Genomic DNA, 16463 nt, shown 5'->3' on the forward strand with positions numbered 1-16463 from the left:
TCTGCAAAAGGCTAACTTTTAAGCAGTATCGGCACGGGTGTTTATATCTTTATGATGATTTATCAGAGGATGTGAAAATATATATGTGACACTGTCACGTATAGCAAAACCCAGCACTGTGGCTGGGTTTTAATAAGTGTTTAATCTTATTTAGATAATTCTTTTTTGATCTCAGCTTTTATTTTACTTAATTCACTCTGTGGATTTTTTTTGCACATTTCAATGGTCAGGGGAACCGCAGTAGTGATCGTTTCGTTATAGTCTACGTAGTCACCCCCTTTGAAGTCTTCATCTTCGTTCAGCACCCAGAAGGCAACCGGCGCCATGGTTTGTGGGTTCAAATCAATAAACTCCTGGCAGCTCATTCCTTTAGGCGTCACTTCAGTTTTTGTGGTCTCAGTTGCTGCATTGACGCTGACACTGGTTAACAACGCGGCAACCAGAATACCTGCGGTAGAAAGGGAGAATTTATTCATTGTAGTACTCCATTTATAATATAGATAATATCTACACTTGCGCTTTAAACCGTTAATGTAGCTCGGGAAAAATAATACCCCTACTATTAAAAGAATAAAGATGATGGTCGTTGATATGGCTGAAATTTATATTTCGGGTTACCAATTCTGATGTCAGTGGGGAAAATATCGCTCACAATGTGATCGTCCCGACGAAATCCACCGATTCATACCCCGCTTTCCCTACCGTTGCACCAAAACTGAACTACGCTGCACAAATGTTGATCATTGGTTAATAAAATTACGCATTATTTAACAAGTGGCGCCAGTAAACCGGGGGCGCAGACATGGCACGCGTCCTGCATTGTTAATCCAGTAACAACGACACGGCATCTGACAGGCAACTAACAGCGAGACGGTAATGACATCAAAACCTGAATTATTCGCCCGCGTAGAACATACCTTCAGCCAGCTTACGCCGAGTGAAAAGCGTGTTGCCGGTTGGCTGTTAGCACACGCTGCGCAGATCCCGTTTGAAACTGCAGACGGCATTGCTAAGGCCACGGGAACCAGTGGCATTACCGTTGGACGCTATCTGCGCAAACTGGGTTTTCGCAATCTGGAAGATGCTAAAGCCAGCCTGCGCGAACTGCCTGTTATCCCCTATCAGCCGTGGGGAATGAATGAACGGCTTGATTCCTGGCACCAGCAGCAACGTCTGCCGGACCGGGCGCAGCAGTCGCTGCTGCTGGAAATTGATGCCATTACCCATGTTTATCAACTGGCGCAAAGCGAGACATTTTTACGCATTGCGCAACAGCTGGCACACGCCGAGGCCGTGTATATCCTCGGCATTCAGTCGACCCGCGGGATTGCCAACGCCTTTTTCAGCCATCTGGAATACCTGCGACCCAAAGTCAGTTACTCCGAGGGCTTGTCCGGAAGCTGGGTTGAGTCACTGAATTCAGGGTTTGACCAGCCGTATGTGGTGATAACCGATATGCGCGCCTACTCGGCAACATCACGACAATATTGCCGGGTCGCCCGCGACCGCCACATTCCGCTGGCGCTGATAACCGATGTTTGGTGTCCGTGGGCCAGAGACTACGGTATTGATTTACTCCAGGTGAAAACCGACACCGGGCATTTCTGGGACTCCCTTGCCCCCGTCAGCTGTCTGTTCAACTTATTACTCTCCGCGGTGGTGGCGCAACTGGGCGACGCTCTCGCCGGGCGCCTGCAAACCAATCGCCAACTCCAACAGCAGTTTGGTCAATTCGAACAATAAACAGGAATCGTGCTATGCCAGAAACCTCTGTTCTGGTCGATCTGTCGGTGATCTTTCCGTCACTGCATATCGATCTCAAATACGCTACCCGCGATAACATTACCGGCGCACCCGTCTACCGGGAAGCGCGCTGCCTGTTACACACCGATGCGGTCACGGGACTGGCCAAAAGCATCAGCATTGCGAAACTGGCGGGCCTGAATCTGGTGGTGTACGACGCTTATCGTCCGCAGCAGGCGCAGGCGATGCTATGGAATGCCTGCCCGGATCCGCAGTACGTTGTCGATGTCGCAATTGGCTCCAATCACAGCCGCGGCACGGCCATTGACGTCACGCTGATGGACGAACGTGGCAATGTCCTCGATATGGGGGCCGATTTTGATGAAATGCACGATCGTTCCCACGCCTGGCATCCTTCCGTTGCGCCACCCGCACAGCGTAATCGACTGATGCTGAATGCCATTATGTCCGGTGGCGGTTTTGTCGGGATCAGCAGCGAATGGTGGCATTTTGAATTACCAGACGCAGCTCGTTACCCCCTGCTTGATGACTGTATTGCGTGTTTCCCTGCCCCCCAAATAACAACACCACACCCCCTTTAATTTCTGGAGCCTGGTTATGAAGACAACACACGCCTTAACATCGCTGTTTCGCCCCGCGCTGATTGCTTTAGCATTAGCGGCAGCCCTGCCCGCTGCACAAGCCGCGGTACCTAAGGATATGCTGGTGATCGGTAAAGCCGCCGATCCACAAACGCTCGATCCTGCCGTCACGATTGATAACAACGACTGGACGGTAACCTATCCATCTTATCAGCGTCTGGTGCAGTACAAAACTGAAGGTGATAAAGGCTCCACGGAAGTAGAAGGCGATTTAGCCAGCGGCTGGAAGGCGTCTGACGATCAAAAAGAGTGGACCTTCACCCTGAAAAGCGAGGCCAAATTTGCCGATGGCACGCCGGTAACGGCTGAGGCGGTGAAGCAATCTTTTGAACGCCTGATCAAAATTGGTCAGGGACCTGCCGAAGCGTTCCCGAAAGATTTGAAGGTAGAGGCCATTGATGCCAGTACGGTGAAATTTACCCTCAGCCAGCCGTTCGCGCCTTTCCTGTACACGCTGGCGAATGACGGCGCGTCAATAATCAACCCGGCGGTGTTAAAAGAACATGCCGCCGACGATGCGCGCGGTTTCCTTGCCCAGAATACGGCGGGCTCGGGTCCTTTTATGTTAAAGAGCTGGCAAAAAGGACAGCAGCTGGTTCTGGTGCCGAACCCGCATTGGGCGGGCACCAAGCCAGTATTTAAGCGCGTATCGGTGAAAATCATCGGTGAAAGCGCCTCCCGCCGCCTGCAGCTGTCGCGCGGCGATATCGACATCGCTGATGCACTGCCCGTCGATCAGCTTGCCGCCTTAAAGCAGGAAGGCAAAGTCAAAGTAGCAGATTACCCGTCACTGCGCGTGACCTACCTGTACTTGAACAACAGTAAAGCACCGCTCAATCAGGTGGATTTACGCCGCGCTATTTCGTGGTCAACGGATTATAAGGGCATGGTGAACGGGATCCTCAGCGGCAACGGTAAGCAGATGCGCGGCCCGATCCCCGAAGGCATGTGGGGCTTTGATGAAAAAGCCATGCAATACAGCTTTGATGAAGCGAAAGCCAAAGCCGAGTGGGACAAAGTCGCAAACAAACCAGACAGCCTGAGCTTTCTGTACTCGGATAACGACCCGAACTGGGAGCCGATTGCCCTCGCCACCCAGGCCAGTCTTGGCAAGCTGGGGATCAAGGTCAAGCTGGAAAAACTGGCCAACGCCACCATGCGTGACCGCGTTGGTAAAGGTGATTACGACATCGCCATCGGCAACTGGAGCCCGGACTTCGCCGACCCGTACATGTTTATGAACTACTGGTTTGAGTCGGATAAAAAAGGCTTACCAGGCAACCGTTCATTCTATGAAAACAGTGAGGTCGACAAGCTGCTGCGCAGCGCGTTGTCAACGACCGATCAGGTGGCCAGAACCAACGATTACCAGCAGGCGCAAACCATCGTGATTAATGAAGCGGCCTACGTCTATTTATTCCAGAAAAACTACCAGCTGGCGATGAACAAAGACGTCAAAGGATTTGTATTTAACCCAATGCTGGAACAGGTCTTCAACATCTCCACCATGAGTAAATAATCTCACCACGTTTATGCGGAGCCGCATTGGCTCCGCAAGGGGAAGCCAATGACTTTCTGGAGCATTTTACGCCAGCGCTGCTGGGGACTTATCCTGGTGGTGGCCGGTGTTTGCGTCATCACCTTTATTATTTCGCACCTGATCCCGGGTGACCCCGCGCGGCTGCTGGCGGGCGATCGCGCCAGTGATGAAATTGTTGAGAATATTCGCCAACAGCTGGGTCTTAATCAGCCGCTGTACGTGCAATTTTTTCGCTACGTCAGCGATGTGTTTCAGGGCGATTTAGGCACCTCGATTCGTACCGGACGTCCGGTGATGGATGAGCTGCGCGTGTTCTTCCCCGCCACGCTTGAGCTGGCCTTTTGCTCCTTGCTGCTGGCGCTGATTATCGGGATCCCGCTGGGGATTTTATCCGCAGTCTGGCGTAACCGCTGGCTCGACCACCTTGTGCGTCTGATGGCAATCACCGGTATTTCGACGCCGGCGTTCTGGCTTGGTCTCGGGGTTATCGTACTGTTTTACGGTCATCTGCAAATATTACCCGGCGGTGGACGCCTGGATGACTGGCTGGATCCACCGGCGCACGTTACCGGATTTTACCTGATAGATGCGCTGCTGGAAGGCAATGGCGAAGTGTTTTTCAATGCGCTCCAGCATCTGATCTTACCGTCCCTGACGCTGGCCTTTGTACATCTTGGCATTGTCGCCCGCCAGATCCGCTCCGCTATGCTCGAACAGCTTAGCGAGGATTACATCCGCACTGCCCGCGCCAGCGGTTTACCGGGCTGGTACATCATTTTGTGTTATGCGCTGCCCAACGCGCTCATTCCGTCCATCACCGTCCTGGGGCTGGCGCTGGGCGATCTGCTCTACGGCGCGGTACTTACCGAAACGGTATTCGCGTGGCCAGGCATGGGTGCCTGGGTCGTCACCTCCATACAGGCGCTCGACTTCCCGGCCGTCATGGGATTTGCCGTGGTGGTGTCATTTGCCTATGTGCTGGTCAACCTGGTGGTGGATTTACTCTACCTGTGGATTGACCCGCGCATCGGACGCGGAGGTACACAATGATGCTCTCACAAGAAACGCCCGCCACCTCGCCGAGCGCTCACCGTCGCCGCGACTGGGCCAAACTGTTCTGGATGATGAAAAGCAGCCCGCTGACGCTGATTGGCGGAGCGATCATCGTGCTGATGTTGTTGATGATGGTGCTGTCACCGTGGATAACGCCTTACGATCCCAATGCGATCGACCTCACCGCACGTCTGCTCCCCCCGTCAGCTACTCACTGGTTTGGTACTGATGAAGTGGGACGCGATCTGTTTAGCCGTGTACTGGTCGGCAGCCAGCAGTCGATCGTAGCAGGACTGGTGGTAGTGGGTATCGCCGGTGGGATTGGTTCACTGTTGGGCTGCCTGTCCGGCGTGATGGGCGGACGGGCGGACGCGATTATTATGCGCGTGATGGACGTGATGCTGTCGATCCCCTCGCTGGTGCTGACCATGGCGCTGGCCGCTGCGCTGGGGCCCAGCCTGTTTAACGCCATGCTGGCCATTGCGATTGTGCGGATTCCTTTCTACGTACGTCTGGCCCGGGGACAAACCCTGGTAGTCCGCCAGTTTACCTACGTACAGGCTGCCCGTACGTACGGCGCGTCCCGCTGGCATCTGATTAGCTGGCATATCTTACGTAATTCGCTGCCGCCGCTGATCGTGCAGGCCTCGCTGGACATCGGCAGTGCGATCCTGATGGCCGCCACGCTGGGGTTTATCGGGCTGGGTGCGCAACAACCGAGCGCGGAATGGGGAGCCATGGTGGCAATTGGCCGCAACTACGTGCTTGACCAGTGGTGGTACTGTGCGTTTCCCGGTGCTGCCATTCTGATCACCGCCGTGGGTTTCAATCTCTTTGGAGACGGTATTCGTGACCTGCTGGACCCGAAAGCCGGAGGAAAACAGTCATGAGCCAACCCGTACTGGAAATTGAAAATTTGCACCTGAGCTTCCCCGGTTATAAAGCTGACGTGCATGCGTTGAACCATGTCTCGTTGCACATCAACCGGGGTGAGATTGTCGGCGTGGTCGGCGAGTCCGGCTCCGGGAAATCCGTTACCGCCATGCTTGCCATGCGCCTGCTGCCGGAGGGCAGTTATCGCATTCACCAGGGGCGCGTGTCGCTGCTCGGTGAAGATGTGCTGAACGCCAGCGAGAAGCAAATGCGCAAATGGCGCGGGGCGCGCGTGGCAATGATTTTTCAGGAGCCGATGACGGCCCTAAACCCGACCCGGCGCATTGGCCAGCAAATGGTAGAGGTGATCCGCCATCATCAATTACTCAGCCGCACGGATGCGCGACAAAAAGCCATCGCCTTACTGGAGGAGATGCAAATCCCGGACGCCGCCGAAGTCATGTCGCGCTTCCCGTTTGAGCTTTCCGGCGGTATGCGCCAGCGGGTGATGATCGCGCTGGCTTTTTCCTGCGAGCCGGAGCTGATTATTGCTGATGAACCGACGACCGCGCTGGATGTGACGGTGCAACTGCAGGTACTGCGCTTGCTGAAGCATAAAGCGCGGGCCAGCGGCACGGCGGTGCTGTTTATCAGCCATGATATGGCAGTGGTTTCGCAACTGTGCGACCGGGTGTATGTCATGTATGCCGGAAGCGTGATCGAAAGCGGCCCGACGCAGACGGTGATTCAGCACCCGACGCATCCCTACTCCATTGGTTTGCTGAAATGCGCGCCAGAACACGGAGAGCCCCGCGCGCCGCTGCCCGCAATCCCGGGTACCGTGCCGAACTTAACCCAATTGCCTGCCGGATGTGCATTCCGCGAACGCTGTTATGCGGCCGGGACACAGTGTGACGCGGTCCCGGCATTACGCAGTCAGGGGCATGCGGATCAGCAGTCCGCCTGCTGGTATCCCCAACTGGAGACTCGTCATGACTGACATTTTGCTGTCGCTTCAGGATATACATGTCAACTTCCCGGCCCGAAAAAACTGGCTTGGCAAGGTCACCGAGCGCGTGCACGCGCTCAACGGGTTAGATTTACAGATTCGCCAGGGGGAAACATTAGGTATCGTTGGTGAGTCTGGCTGTGGCAAAAGTACGCTGGCTCAACTGCTCATGGGGATGCTCAGGCCGAGTCAGGGGCAATACGCTCGCGGCACAGAAAAACACAGCGGCATGCAAATGGTCTTTCAGGACCCACTCTCGTCGTTGGATCCGCGCTTACCGGTGTGGCGGATCATTACCGAACCGGTGTGGATCCAAAAGCGCAGCGCCGAACGTCACCGCCGCGCCCTTGCGGAAGAGCTGGCGTTACACGTGGGGATTCGTCCGGAATACCTTGACCGCCTGCCGCACGCGTTTTCCGGCGGGCAGCGCCAGCGCATTGCCATTGCCCGCGCGTTGTCCTCTGAGCCGGATGTGATTGTGCTTGATGAACCCACCTCGGCGCTGGATATTTCCGTACAGGCGCAAATCCTCAACCTGTTGGTGGCGCTACAGGCACGCAGAAACCTGACCTATGTGCTGATCTCGCATAACGTGTCGGTCGTGCGGCATATGAGCGACCGCGTGGCGGTAATGTACCTCGGGCAAATCGTCGAGCTGGGTGACACGCAGCGGGTATTAACCTCTCCCGCGCACCCCTATACACGTCTGTTGCTGGACTCGGTCCCTAAAACCGGTGCACCGCTGGCGGAAGATCTGGTGTTACGTAAAACCGAGTTGCCGGGGAATCGAACCCTACCGCAGGGATGTTATTTCCGCGATCGCTGCCCACTGGCGACTCAGGGATGTGAGAAGAAACAGGCATTATTGAACAACGAGACCGGGAGTGAAGTCCGCTGCTGGCGGGCAGTTAGCGAAATCTGACCTCACGGGCGTAGTGTGCCTGGTGTATCAGGCGCAATATGCCTTTTTCAGCGCATCCACCAACATTTCGGATGCAGTCGACAACTTATGATGCGAGGAACGCAGGATCCCAATACGACGCTGGATAACCGGGCCGTCCAGCTCAATACAAGTTGCGCCAAGTTCGGTCATCTGGGTGCGGCACAATGCAGGCACGGCACTGCCGCCTAAACCATTCGCCACCAGGCGTCCAATGGTCACCAACTGGTGACTCTCCAGCGCCACTTCCAGCGCATGGCCGCTTTGTACCAGTTGCTCTTCCAGCATCAGACGTACGGCAGAGGGACGTTGCAAGGTAATAAAATCCAGCGTCAGCAAGTCCTTCCATGCGATGCGTTCCCGGCCAGCCAGACGACTGGTCGGAGGGACGATGGCGATAAAACGATCCATCCCGAGCGGGGTAAAATGCAGGTGTCCGGAGTAGTCCGGTTCAAAGGCAATCCCCATCTCGACCCGCCCTTCGCTGACCATTTCAATCACCTGCTCGTTAATTACGTCGTGCACCGTGACATTGACACCGGCATAGCTGTCGCGAAAGGTCTTGAGCACCGGCGGCAGCACATTCGCGGCAAATGACGGCATCGCAGCAATCGAAATTTTGCCACGTTGCAGTGTAAAGCGCTGGCGCATGGCTTCTTCGGTATTTTCCCAGTCGGCAAGCAGCTGTCGCCCCATGGTCAGCAGCGTTTCGCCCTCCTGCGTCAGGGTCACCTTGCGGGTGGTTCTTAACAGTAAAGCGCCCCCTAACGACTCTTCCAGTCCTTTGATCGCCAGGCTTAACGCGGGTTGCGACATATTCAGCCGTTCACTGGCATGAGCAAAATTCAGAGTGTGAGCTACCGCTAAAAACGCGCGTAACTGTTTGATGCTCATTCTCATTACTCATTCCTTTAACTTGTTGAATACCTTTAATTAACATTAAATTGATAAAAAAACCCAATGAGTGAGTCACAAATTTAAAATTAACAAATCATTTTTCACCCCTAATGATGTCGCCAGGAACAACTGGAGGGGCAAGTGTATGGCTGGACTGGATAAACGGGTCGCCACGTATCAACAGGCGTTGGAAGGGCTGACTGACAACATGACACTGCTGGCAGGCGGTTTTGGCTTATGCGGTATTCCTGAGAATTTGATTGCAGAAGTGCGCCGTCGGAACGTTCAGGGACTGACCGTGGTGTCGAACAACTGCGGCGTGGACGGGTTTGGCCTCGGCGTGCTGCTGGAAGCACGCCAGGTACGCAAAGTGGTGGCGTCCTATGTCGGTGAAAATGCCCTGTTCGAAAAGCAGGTGCTGAGCGGAGAGCTGGAAGCCATTCTGACGCCACAGGGCACGCTGGCAGAGCAGCTACGAGCCGGTGGAGCGGGCATTCCCGCCTTCTTCACCGCCACCGGGTACGGTACCCCCGTCGCCGAAGGCAAAGAGGTGCGCGAGTTTGCCGGCCGGCCTTACATCATGGAGCAGGCGATTACCGGTGATTTCGCGCTGGTCAAAGGCTGGAAAGCCGACTGGTACGGCAACGTCATCTACCGCCATACCGCACAAAACTTTAACCCACTGATGGCAGCAGCCGGACGCATCACGGTAGTCGAAGTGGAAGAAATTGTCCCTCCCGGCGAGCTGGATCCCGCCGCTATTCACACCCCCGGAATTTTCGTCAATCGCATTATTCAGGGGCAGTTCGAAAAACGTATTGAACAACGCACCCTACGCCATCAAGGAGCCTGACCATGTTAACGCGTGAACAAATGGCGATGCGTGTCGCTCGCGAGCTGCGCGACGGTTATTACGTCAATCTCGGTATCGGTATCCCGACCCTGGTGGCCAATTATATCCCCGACGGCATGGACGTGATGCTGCAATCAGAGAACGGCTTGCTTGGTATGGGGCCGTTCCCTACCGAGGACGACATTGATGCCGACATGATCAACGCCGGTAAGCAAACAGTGACGGCGCGTAAAGGCGCGGCAATTTTCGACTCCGCACAATCCTTCGCCATGATCCGCGGCGGCCACGTCGACCTGACGGTTCTTGGCGCATTTGAAGTGGATACCAATGGCAATATCGCCTCGTGGATGATCCCCGGAAAAATGGTGAAAGGTATGGGCGGCGCGATGGATCTGGTCGCTGGCGCTGAAAACATCATCGTTGTGATGACGCACGCCTCGAAAAGCGGTGAGTCCAAACTGCTTCCCAGTTGCACTCTGCCCTTGACCGGCGTGGCCTGTATCAAGCGCGTGCTGACCGACCTGGCGCTGCTGGAAATTGCCGACGGCGCGTTCATTCTGCGCGAACGGGCGCCGGGCGTCAGCGTGGACGACATTGTTGCCAGAACCGCCGGCAAGCTGATCGTTCCCGATCATGTCCCCGAAATGCACTTCAACTAAGGATCTGACCATGATGGATGTTGTTATTGTCGCAGCAACGCGCACGCCAATTGGCAGTTTTCATGGTGCCCTTGCCCCGCTTTCTGCCGTTGAGTTAGGGACAACGGTCATCCGCGCTCTGCTGGAAAAGACCGGGGTTGCACCAGAACAGATAGACGACGTGATTTTAGGTCAGGTTTTAACGACCGGCTGTGGGCAGAATCCGGCCAGACAGACGGCAATTCGTGCCGGTTTGCCGGTAACCACCCCAGCGATGACCCTCAATTTACTGTGCGGTTCAGGACTAAAAGCGGTTCATCTGGCGGTGCAGGCCATTCGCTGCGGCGATGCGGACATCGTGATTGCCGGCGGTCAGGAAAGCATGAGCAATGCACCCTATTTTCTCGACGGTGCCCGCGCAGGATTACGTCTGGGTCATACCAGCCTGAAAGACAGCGTGGTGCATGACGGGCTGTGGGATGCGTTCAACGACTACCATATGGGTATTACCGCCGAAAATCTGGCGGATAAATTCGCCATCAGTCGCGAGCAACAGGATGCCTTCGCCCTGCACTCCCAGCAAAAAGCGGCCGCCGCCCTCGAAGCCGGTCGGTTTAACGCAGAAATCACCCCAGTTAGCGTTCCGCAAGGGAAAAAAGCACCGCGCGTGGTGGAGCGTGATGAGCAACCTCGCCCGGAGACTCAGGCGGAAAAACTGGCGCAGTTGAAACCGGCATTTCGTCCCGGCAGCGGCACGGTGACGGCGGGCAATGCGTCTTCCCTAAACGACGGTGCGGCGGCAGTAATGGTAATGAGTGCCGCCAAAGCCGCTGAATTAAACCTTCCGGTGTTGGCAAAAATCACCGGTTACGCCGTATCGGGCGTTGATCCGGCCATTATGGGGATCGGCCCGGTGGAAGCCTCGCTGAAGTGCCTGAAGCGCGCCGGGTGGACGCTGGATGACGTTGATCTGATCGAAGCCAACGAAGCCTTTGCCGCCCAGGCGCTGGCGGTCGGCGAATCGCTGAATTGGGACAGCAGCAAGGTTAACGTTAACGGCGGTGCAATTGCGCTGGGCCACCCAATCGGGACCTCAGGTTGCCGCATTCTGGTTACCTTGCTATATGAAATGGCGCGGCGCAATGTGGCCAAAGGGCTGGCCACGCTGTGTGTGGGTGGTGGCCATGGCGTGGCGCTAACGGTGGAACGTCCAACAGGAGCACCCTATGCAGACTAATCACATTAGCGTACTGGGCGCCGGGCTAATGGGCGTCGGCATCGCGACCCACTTTGCCCGTTTTGGTCATCCTATCTGGCTGTTTGATACCGACAGCAACCGTATTGCCGAGATAACGGCTGTTGCCAGCAGTATTCTGGACGAGCTGATTGCCACCGACCAGTTTGCCGCCGCAGATAAAGCATCGGTTCTCGCGCGACTGCACGGCACAACCTCTCTGGCGGATATCGCCGCGTCTGGATTATTAATCGAAGCGATCCCGGAACGGCTAGAGCTGAAGCATGCGCTGTACGCACAGCTTGAAGCCGTTATCTCACCCGAAGCGATTATCGCCAGCAACACCAGTGGCCTGCCGCCGGATGCGCTGGCGGAAAAACTCGCGCACCCGGAGCGGTTGCTGATCGCACATTTCTGGAATCCACCGCACTTTATTCCGCTGGTTGAAATCGTGCCGGGCACAGCAACCAAACCTGAATATCTCAGTGAATTGCAGCAATGGCTGGTCGCGATGCAGCTTGAGGCGGTGGTGCTCGATCGCGCCGCACCGGGCTTTGTCGGCAACCGCCTGCAGTTTGCCCTGCTGCGTGAAGCGCTGCATATCGTCAAAAGCGGTATTGCCAGCGCCGAGGTGGTAGACCAGGTGATGCGTGCGTCGCTGGGCCGCCGTTACGCGATGGTCGGCCCGCTGGAAGCGGCGGACATGACCGGACTTGCCACGGTGCAGGATATTTGTCGCCATCTGCTTCCAACACTCGCCACCGGCAGCGACATGATGTCGCTGGTCGCCGACAAGGTTGCTCGCGGTGAAACCGGATTACGCAGTGGTCAGGGGTTTTATCACTGGGATGATTCGCGCAAGGAATACATCCAGCAACGCAGAGAGCATCAGCTGCGTTTTGCCCTGAAACCGTAACTTCTCTTTCTGTACCCCACTATAACAATGATATTGAGGAGTCATGATGAGTGTATTAATCGCCCTGGCCGCGCTGGGCCTGCTGATGCTGGCAGCCTATCGCGGATACAGCGTCATCCTGTTTGCCCCCATCGCGGCATTAGGTGCTGTTTTGCTGACTGAACCCAGCGCCGTCGGTCCTGCCTTTACCGGCCTGTTTATGGAGAAAATGGTCGGTTTTGTGAAGCTGTACTTCCCGGTGTTCTTACTGGGTGCAGTGTTTGGCAAGTTAATCGAATTATCGGGTTTTTCCCGTTCAATCGTCGCCGCCGCCATCAACATCCTCGGGCGGCGTCACGCCATTCCGGTGATCGTACTGGTGTGCGCGCTGCTGACTTACGGCGGTGTCTCGCTGTTCGTGGTGGCGTTTGCGGTGTATCCGTTTGCCGCAGAGCTGTTCCGTCAGAGCAACATTCCTAAGCGACTGATCCCGGCAACCGTAGCGCTGGGCGCCTTCTCTTTCACCATGGATGCACTGCCCGGTACACCGCAGATCCAGAACATTATCCCGACCAGCTTCTTTGGCACCAACGCCTGGGCCGCGCCCTGGCTGGGGCTGATAGGCTCGCTGTTTATTATCTTTGTCGGCTTGATTTACCTTGAGCGTCAGCGCCGAAAAGCGCAGGCAAAGAACGAGGGCTATGGCACCGAACTGCTTAACGAACCGGAAACGCCGGATAATATTAATCTGCCAAACCCGATTATTGCGATTTCGCCGCTGATTCTGGTGGGGGTGTTTAACCTGTTGTTCACCCGCTGGATCCCGGTGTTTTATGGCTCGACGCATCAACTGGAGCTACCGGGTCTTGCCAAACCGATCACCACTGAAGTCGGCAAAATTACCGCTATCTGGGCGGTGGAAGCCGCGCTGATTACCGGGATCCTGCTGGTCGTGATTTTTGGTTTTCGCAATATAAAAGGTCGCCTGGCGGAAGGCAGCCGAACGGCGGTGGGCGGTGCGATCCTCGCGGCAATGAATACCGCTTCAGAATACGGTTTTGGCGCAGTGATCGCCGCGTTGCCGGGCTTCCTGGTGCTGTCAAAAGCGCTAGCGGCCATTCCCGACCCGTTGCTCAACGAAGCCATCAGCATCACCACTCTGGCCGGGATCACCGGTTCAGCATCCGGCGGGATGAGTATTGCGCTGGCGGCAATGTCCGACACCTTTATCGCCGCCGCACATGCCGCCAACATTCCACTGGAAGTCTTTCACCGCGTGGCCTCTATGGCCAGTGGTGGCATGGATACTCTGCCGCATAACGGGGCGGTAATCACGCTGCTGGCCATCACCGGTCTCAGTCACCGTCAGGCATATGGCGGGATCTTCGCCATCACCATAATCAAAAGTCTGGCCGTTCTGTTTGTGATCGGCGTCTTCTACACCACCGGAATTGTTTAAGGAGAATCATCATGAACTTAACGGGAAAAGTGGCCCTGGTTACCGGCTCCACCAGCGGTATTGGATTAGGCATTGCGCAGGTGCTGGCGAAAGCCGGCGCCACTCTGATTCTTAACGGCTTTGGTGATGCTGAGGCGGCAAAAGATGCCGTGGCGAAGTATGGCAAAACACCGGGGTATCACGGGGCGGATCTCAGCGATGCAGCGCAAATTACCGAGATGATGCGCTACGCCGACAGCGAGTTCGGCGGCGTGGATATTCTGGTCAACAACGCCGGGATCCAGCATGTTTCACCGCTGGAGACGTTCCCGGTCGATAAATGGAATGCGATCATCGCGATTAATCTGTCCTCCGTTTTTCACACTACCCGTCTGGCGCTGCCCGGCATGCGTCAACGCAACTGGGGTCGCATCATTAATATCGCCTCTGTGCACGGGCTGGTGGCGTCAAAAGAAAAATCGGCCTATGTCGCGGCTAAACACGGCGTGGTGGGGCTAACCAAGACCACCGCACTTGAGACAGCGCAGACCGGCATAACCTGTAACGCACTGTGTCCCGGCTGGGTGCTGACGCCGCTGGTACAACAGCAGATCGACAAGCGCATTGCCGAGGGCACCGCGCCGGATGTTGCGCGCGATGCTCTGCTCGCGGAGAAGCAACCGTCACGCGAGTTTGTCACCCCGGAACAACTGGGAGAGCTGGCGCTGTTCTTATGTTCAGACGGTGCGGCGCAGGTGCGCGGTGTGGCGTGGAATATGGACGGCGGTTGGGTGGCGCAGTAAGTTATGTCAGCCGGATGCGCTCTCGCATCCGGCACATCATCGTTAAGACTTCAGCTGGTAATCCAGCGTAATTTCCGCGTTCAGAACCTGTGACACCGGACATCCGGCTTTCGCTTTCTGGATAATACCGTCAAAGGTTGCGGCATCAATGCCGGGCACGGAAACGTCACTGTGTAGCGCCACTTTGGTGATGGCAAAACCCGCATCCACCTTATCCAGAGAAACATCGGCAGTGGTATCAATGGCGTCTGGCGTGAAGCCCGCCTCACCCAGCATTAACGAAAGCGCCATCGAGAAGCAGGCCGCATGAGCCGCGCCAATCAACTCTTCAGGATTGGTGCCTTTAGCACCTTCAAATCGCGTATTAAACCCATACGGCTGCTGGTTCAACACGCCACTTTCGGTCGACACGGTCCCTTTACCGCGTTTAATGTCGCCTTCCCAGTGTGCCTGACCTTTCTTATGGATAGTCATTACCGCTCTCCTGTGTTGTCGTCGGAGTAACAAGTATAGGACGCTGAGGGAAACACATGACGCATATTGGATAGTTCTGTATTAACTGCTTAAGCATTGACCTTTCAGATGAAATGACCGACCATCCAGAAAGCCGTTATTTTAGACACCGGCTGTTAATCAGGTTGTATTTCGTCCGCGCTTACGCGGGCTCGCCCTTGAAACCAGTAACAGGATTAAGGAGTTAGAATGAAATCGAACCGTCAGGCCCGTCATGTTCTCGGACTGGACCACAAAATCTCCAATCAACGTAAAACCGTAACCGAAGGCGACAAAACCAGCGTGGTCAACAACCCTACCGGAAGAAAACGCCGCGCTGACGCCAAGTAATACCCCGCACGTTATACTGAATAATGATGATATACACCATTGCAACCGCAGTGGTGTTTTTGCTTATAAAACCCCTTAACCCATTCACAATGCTTTATACTTCGGCCGTTTCCCTGGCGGAAGGCAACCTACGATCATAAACAGTGCCAGGGAGGGTTATTCAAAAAAGAGTGAGTGACATGGAAAACGAAACTAACAAACTGCGTTCCCTTTACATCCCTTACGCTGGCCCGGTACTGCTGGAATTTCCCTTACTGAACAAAGGGAGTGCTTTCAGTGTGGAAGAACGCCGTAACTTCAACCTGCTGGGGTTACTGCCGGAAGTGGTCGAGACGATTGAAGAGCAGGCCGAACGCGCCTGGATCCAATATCAGGGATTCAAAACGGAAATCGACAAACATATCTACCTGCGCAACATTCAGGATACCAACGAAACCCTGTTTTACCGACTGGTACAAAACCATCTTGATGAGATGATGCCGGTTATCTATACCCCGACGGTGGGTGCCGCCTGTGAGCGTTTCTCCGAGATTTATCGTCGCGCGCGCGGCGTGTTTATCTCCTACCAGAACCGCCATAACATGGACGATATCCTGCAAAACGTCCCGAACCACAATATCAAAGTTATCGTCGTGACCGACGGTGAACGTATTCTGGGTCTTGGCGACCAGGGGATCGGCGGGATGGGCATTCCTATCGGCAAACTGTCGCTGTACACCGCCTGTGGCGGCATCAGCCCGGCCTATACCCTGCCGGTAGTGCTGGATGTCGGTACCAACAATCAGCAGTTGCTGAACGATCCGCTGTATATGGGCTGGCGTAATCCGCGCATCACCGACGATGAATACTACGAATTTGTTGATGAGTTCATCCAGGCGGTGAAACATCGCTGGCCCGAAGTGCTGCTGCAGTTTGAAGACTTCGCGCAGAAAAACGCCATGCCGTTGCTGACCCGCTATCGTGATGAAATTTGCTCGTTTAATGACGATATTCAGGGCACGGCGGCGGTTACCGTCGGGACGCTGATTGCGGCCAGCCGCGC

17 protein-coding genes and 1 pseudogene are annotated in these 16463 nt (G+C 55.5%); 15 read left to right on the forward strand and 3 right to left on the reverse strand.

Features of this window, described 5'->3' with window-relative positions; translation table 11 throughout:
* Positions 1 to 146 precede the first annotated feature (146 nt).
* Positions 147 to 476, reverse strand: coding sequence for an acid-activated periplasmic chaperone HdeB (gene hdeB / locus FDX01_RS15990; RefSeq protein WP_115258498.1), 330 nt, complete (start codon positions 474 to 476; stop codon positions 147 to 149).
* Positions 477 to 876: 400 nt separating this feature from the next.
* Here hdeB and FDX01_RS15995 point away from each other — a divergent pair, with 400 nt between their 5' ends.
* Genes FDX01_RS15995 through FDX01_RS16025 form a run of 7 tightly spaced genes read left to right on the forward strand, consistent with a single transcriptional unit; the run spans position 877 to position 7802 of the window.
* Positions 877 to 1743 carry a MurR/RpiR family transcriptional regulator gene (locus FDX01_RS15995; RefSeq protein WP_117342793.1) on the forward strand — a complete coding sequence of 289 codons (867 nt, stop codon included), beginning with the start codon at positions 877 to 879 and terminating at the stop codon, positions 1741 to 1743.
* Positions 1744 to 1757: 14 nt separating this feature from the next.
* The gene (gene ddpX / locus FDX01_RS16000; RefSeq protein WP_096757050.1) at positions 1758 to 2345 is read left to right on the forward strand and encodes a D-alanyl-D-alanine dipeptidase; all 588 of its coding nucleotides are present in this window, start codon (positions 1758 to 1760) and stop codon (positions 2343 to 2345) included.
* Positions 2346 to 2361: 16 nt separating this feature from the next.
* Positions 2362 to 3924: an ABC transporter substrate-binding protein gene (locus FDX01_RS16005; protein ID WP_137400135.1), complete on the forward strand. Its 1563-nt coding sequence runs from the start codon at positions 2362 to 2364 to the stop codon at positions 3922 to 3924.
* Between the two features lie 48 nt (positions 3925 to 3972).
* Positions 3973 to 4995, forward strand: coding sequence for an ABC transporter permease (locus FDX01_RS16010; protein WP_115258496.1), 1023 nt, complete (start codon positions 3973 to 3975; stop codon positions 4993 to 4995).
* Entirely contained in the window at positions 4992 to 5888 is an 897-nt protein-coding gene (gene ddpC, locus FDX01_RS16015; RefSeq protein ID WP_096757047.1) for a D,D-dipeptide ABC transporter permease, read from the forward strand. Before FDX01_RS16010 ends, ddpC begins: the two co-directional genes overlap by 4 nt.
* Positions 5885 to 6871, forward strand: coding sequence for an ABC transporter ATP-binding protein (locus FDX01_RS16020; protein WP_137400136.1), 987 nt, complete (start codon positions 5885 to 5887; stop codon positions 6869 to 6871). Before ddpC ends, FDX01_RS16020 begins: the two co-directional genes overlap by 4 nt.
* Complete coding sequence (locus FDX01_RS16025) at positions 6864 to 7802, forward strand: ABC transporter ATP-binding protein (RefSeq protein WP_137400137.1); 939 nt, start codon at positions 6864 to 6866, stop codon at positions 7800 to 7802. Before FDX01_RS16020 ends, FDX01_RS16025 begins: the two co-directional genes overlap by 8 nt.
* Before the next feature lie 27 nt (positions 7803 to 7829).
* Here FDX01_RS16025 and FDX01_RS16030 read toward each other — a convergent pair whose 3' ends face one another.
* Positions 7830 to 8720 (reverse strand): LysR family transcriptional regulator, encoded by an 891-nt coding sequence (locus FDX01_RS16030; RefSeq protein ID WP_096757044.1) that lies wholly within the window; start codon positions 8718 to 8720, stop codon positions 7830 to 7832.
* 142 nt (positions 8721 to 8862) lie between these two features.
* On the opposite strand from FDX01_RS16030, the gene FDX01_RS16035 reads away from it, so the two are divergent.
* From FDX01_RS16035 to FDX01_RS16060, 6 genes are read left to right on the forward strand one after another with little or no spacing between them, the layout of a single operon-like run.
* Positions 8863 to 9570, forward strand: coding sequence for a CoA transferase subunit A (locus tag FDX01_RS16035; RefSeq protein ID WP_096757043.1), 708 nt, complete (start codon positions 8863 to 8865; stop codon positions 9568 to 9570).
* A 2-nt stretch (positions 9571 to 9572) separates the two neighbouring features.
* Positions 9573 to 10229 carry a CoA transferase subunit B gene (locus FDX01_RS16040; protein ID WP_115258492.1) on the forward strand — a complete coding sequence of 219 codons (657 nt, stop codon included), beginning with the start codon at positions 9573 to 9575 and terminating at the stop codon, positions 10227 to 10229.
* Positions 10230 to 10239: 10 nt separating this feature from the next.
* Complete coding sequence (locus FDX01_RS16045) at positions 10240 to 11445, forward strand: acetyl-CoA C-acetyltransferase (RefSeq protein WP_137400138.1); 1206 nt, start codon at positions 10240 to 10242, stop codon at positions 11443 to 11445.
* Entirely contained in the window at positions 11435 to 12358 is a 924-nt protein-coding gene (locus tag FDX01_RS16050; RefSeq protein ID WP_137400139.1) for a 3-hydroxyacyl-CoA dehydrogenase family protein, read from the forward strand. The genes FDX01_RS16045 and FDX01_RS16050 overlap by 11 nt, the downstream gene beginning before the upstream one ends.
* A gap of 43 nt (positions 12359 to 12401) precedes the next feature.
* Positions 12402 to 13796, forward strand: a complete 1395-nt coding sequence (locus tag FDX01_RS16055) for a GntP family permease (RefSeq protein WP_212734014.1) — start codon at positions 12402 to 12404, stop codon at positions 13794 to 13796.
* A gap of 11 nt (positions 13797 to 13807) precedes the next feature.
* Positions 13808 to 14578 carry a 3-hydroxybutyrate dehydrogenase gene (locus FDX01_RS16060; RefSeq protein WP_096757038.1) on the forward strand — a complete coding sequence of 257 codons (771 nt, stop codon included), beginning with the start codon at positions 13808 to 13810 and terminating at the stop codon, positions 14576 to 14578.
* 42 nt (positions 14579 to 14620) lie between these two features.
* Here FDX01_RS16060 and FDX01_RS16065 read toward each other — a convergent pair whose 3' ends face one another.
* Entirely contained in the window at positions 14621 to 15052 is a 432-nt protein-coding gene (locus FDX01_RS16065) for an OsmC family protein (protein WP_096757037.1), read from the reverse strand.
* Between the two features lie 228 nt (positions 15053 to 15280).
* Between FDX01_RS16065 and sra the strand changes: the two genes are divergently transcribed.
* Together sra and maeA are read left to right on the forward strand one after the other, a co-directional pair.
* A complete protein-coding gene (sra, locus tag FDX01_RS16070; protein WP_096757036.1) occupies positions 15281 to 15421 on the forward strand; it encodes a stationary-phase-induced ribosome-associated protein in 141 nt (46 codons plus the stop codon).
* 179 nt (positions 15422 to 15600) lie between these two features.
* Positions 15601 to 16463: pseudogene (maeA, locus tag FDX01_RS23895) on the forward strand (malate dehydrogenase); the annotation flags it as partial.

The sequence above is a fragment of the Citrobacter sp. wls613 genome (assembly GCF_005281195.1).
GTDB classification, from domain to species: Bacteria; Pseudomonadota; Gammaproteobacteria; order Enterobacterales; family Enterobacteriaceae; genus Citrobacter; species Citrobacter gillenii.

What these genes read in the sequence shown, in the direction of transcription:
- FDX01_RS16010 (WP_115258496.1), top strand. Translation starts at nt 3,973, where the DNA reads ATGACTTTCTGGAGCATTTTACGCCAGCGCTGCTGGGGACTTATCCTG.
- FDX01_RS15995 (WP_117342793.1), top strand. Translation starts at nt 877, where the DNA reads ATGACATCAAAACCTGAATTATTCGCCCGCGTAGAACATACCTTCAGC.
- FDX01_RS16005 (WP_137400135.1), top strand. Translation starts at nt 2,362, where the DNA reads ATGAAGACAACACACGCCTTAACATCGCTGTTTCGCCCCGCGCTGATT.
- FDX01_RS16060 (WP_096757038.1), top strand. Translation starts at nt 13,808, where the DNA reads ATGAACTTAACGGGAAAAGTGGCCCTGGTTACCGGCTCCACCAGCGGT.
- ddpX (WP_096757050.1), top strand. Translation starts at nt 1,758, where the DNA reads ATGCCAGAAACCTCTGTTCTGGTCGATCTGTCGGTGATCTTTCCGTCA.
- FDX01_RS16050 (WP_137400139.1), top strand. Translation starts at nt 11,435, where the DNA reads ATGCAGACTAATCACATTAGCGTACTGGGCGCCGGGCTAATGGGCGTC.
- FDX01_RS16040 (WP_115258492.1), top strand. Translation starts at nt 9,573, where the DNA reads ATGTTAACGCGTGAACAAATGGCGATGCGTGTCGCTCGCGAGCTGCGC.
- FDX01_RS16020 (WP_137400136.1), top strand. Translation starts at nt 5,885, where the DNA reads ATGAGCCAACCCGTACTGGAAATTGAAAATTTGCACCTGAGCTTCCCC.
- FDX01_RS16055 (WP_212734014.1), top strand. Translation starts at nt 12,402, where the DNA reads ATGATGAGTGTATTAATCGCCCTGGCCGCGCTGGGCCTGCTGATGCTG.
- FDX01_RS16045 (WP_137400138.1), top strand. Translation starts at nt 10,240, where the DNA reads ATGATGGATGTTGTTATTGTCGCAGCAACGCGCACGCCAATTGGCAGT.
- sra (WP_096757036.1), top strand. Translation starts at nt 15,281, where the DNA reads ATGAAATCGAACCGTCAGGCCCGTCATGTTCTCGGACTGGACCACAAA.
- hdeB (WP_115258498.1), bottom strand. Translation starts at nt 476, where the DNA reads ATGAATAAATTCTCCCTTTCTACCGCAGGTATTCTGGTTGCCGCGTTG.
- FDX01_RS16030 (WP_096757044.1), bottom strand. Translation starts at nt 8,720, where the DNA reads ATGAGAATGAGCATCAAACAGTTACGCGCGTTTTTAGCGGTAGCTCAC.
- ddpC (WP_096757047.1), top strand. Translation starts at nt 4,992, where the DNA reads ATGATGCTCTCACAAGAAACGCCCGCCACCTCGCCGAGCGCTCACCGT.
- FDX01_RS16065 (WP_096757037.1), bottom strand. Translation starts at nt 15,052, where the DNA reads ATGACTATCCATAAGAAAGGTCAGGCACACTGGGAAGGCGACATTAAA.
- FDX01_RS16025 (WP_137400137.1), top strand. Translation starts at nt 6,864, where the DNA reads ATGACTGACATTTTGCTGTCGCTTCAGGATATACATGTCAACTTCCCG.
- FDX01_RS16035 (WP_096757043.1), top strand. Translation starts at nt 8,863, where the DNA reads ATGGCTGGACTGGATAAACGGGTCGCCACGTATCAACAGGCGTTGGAA.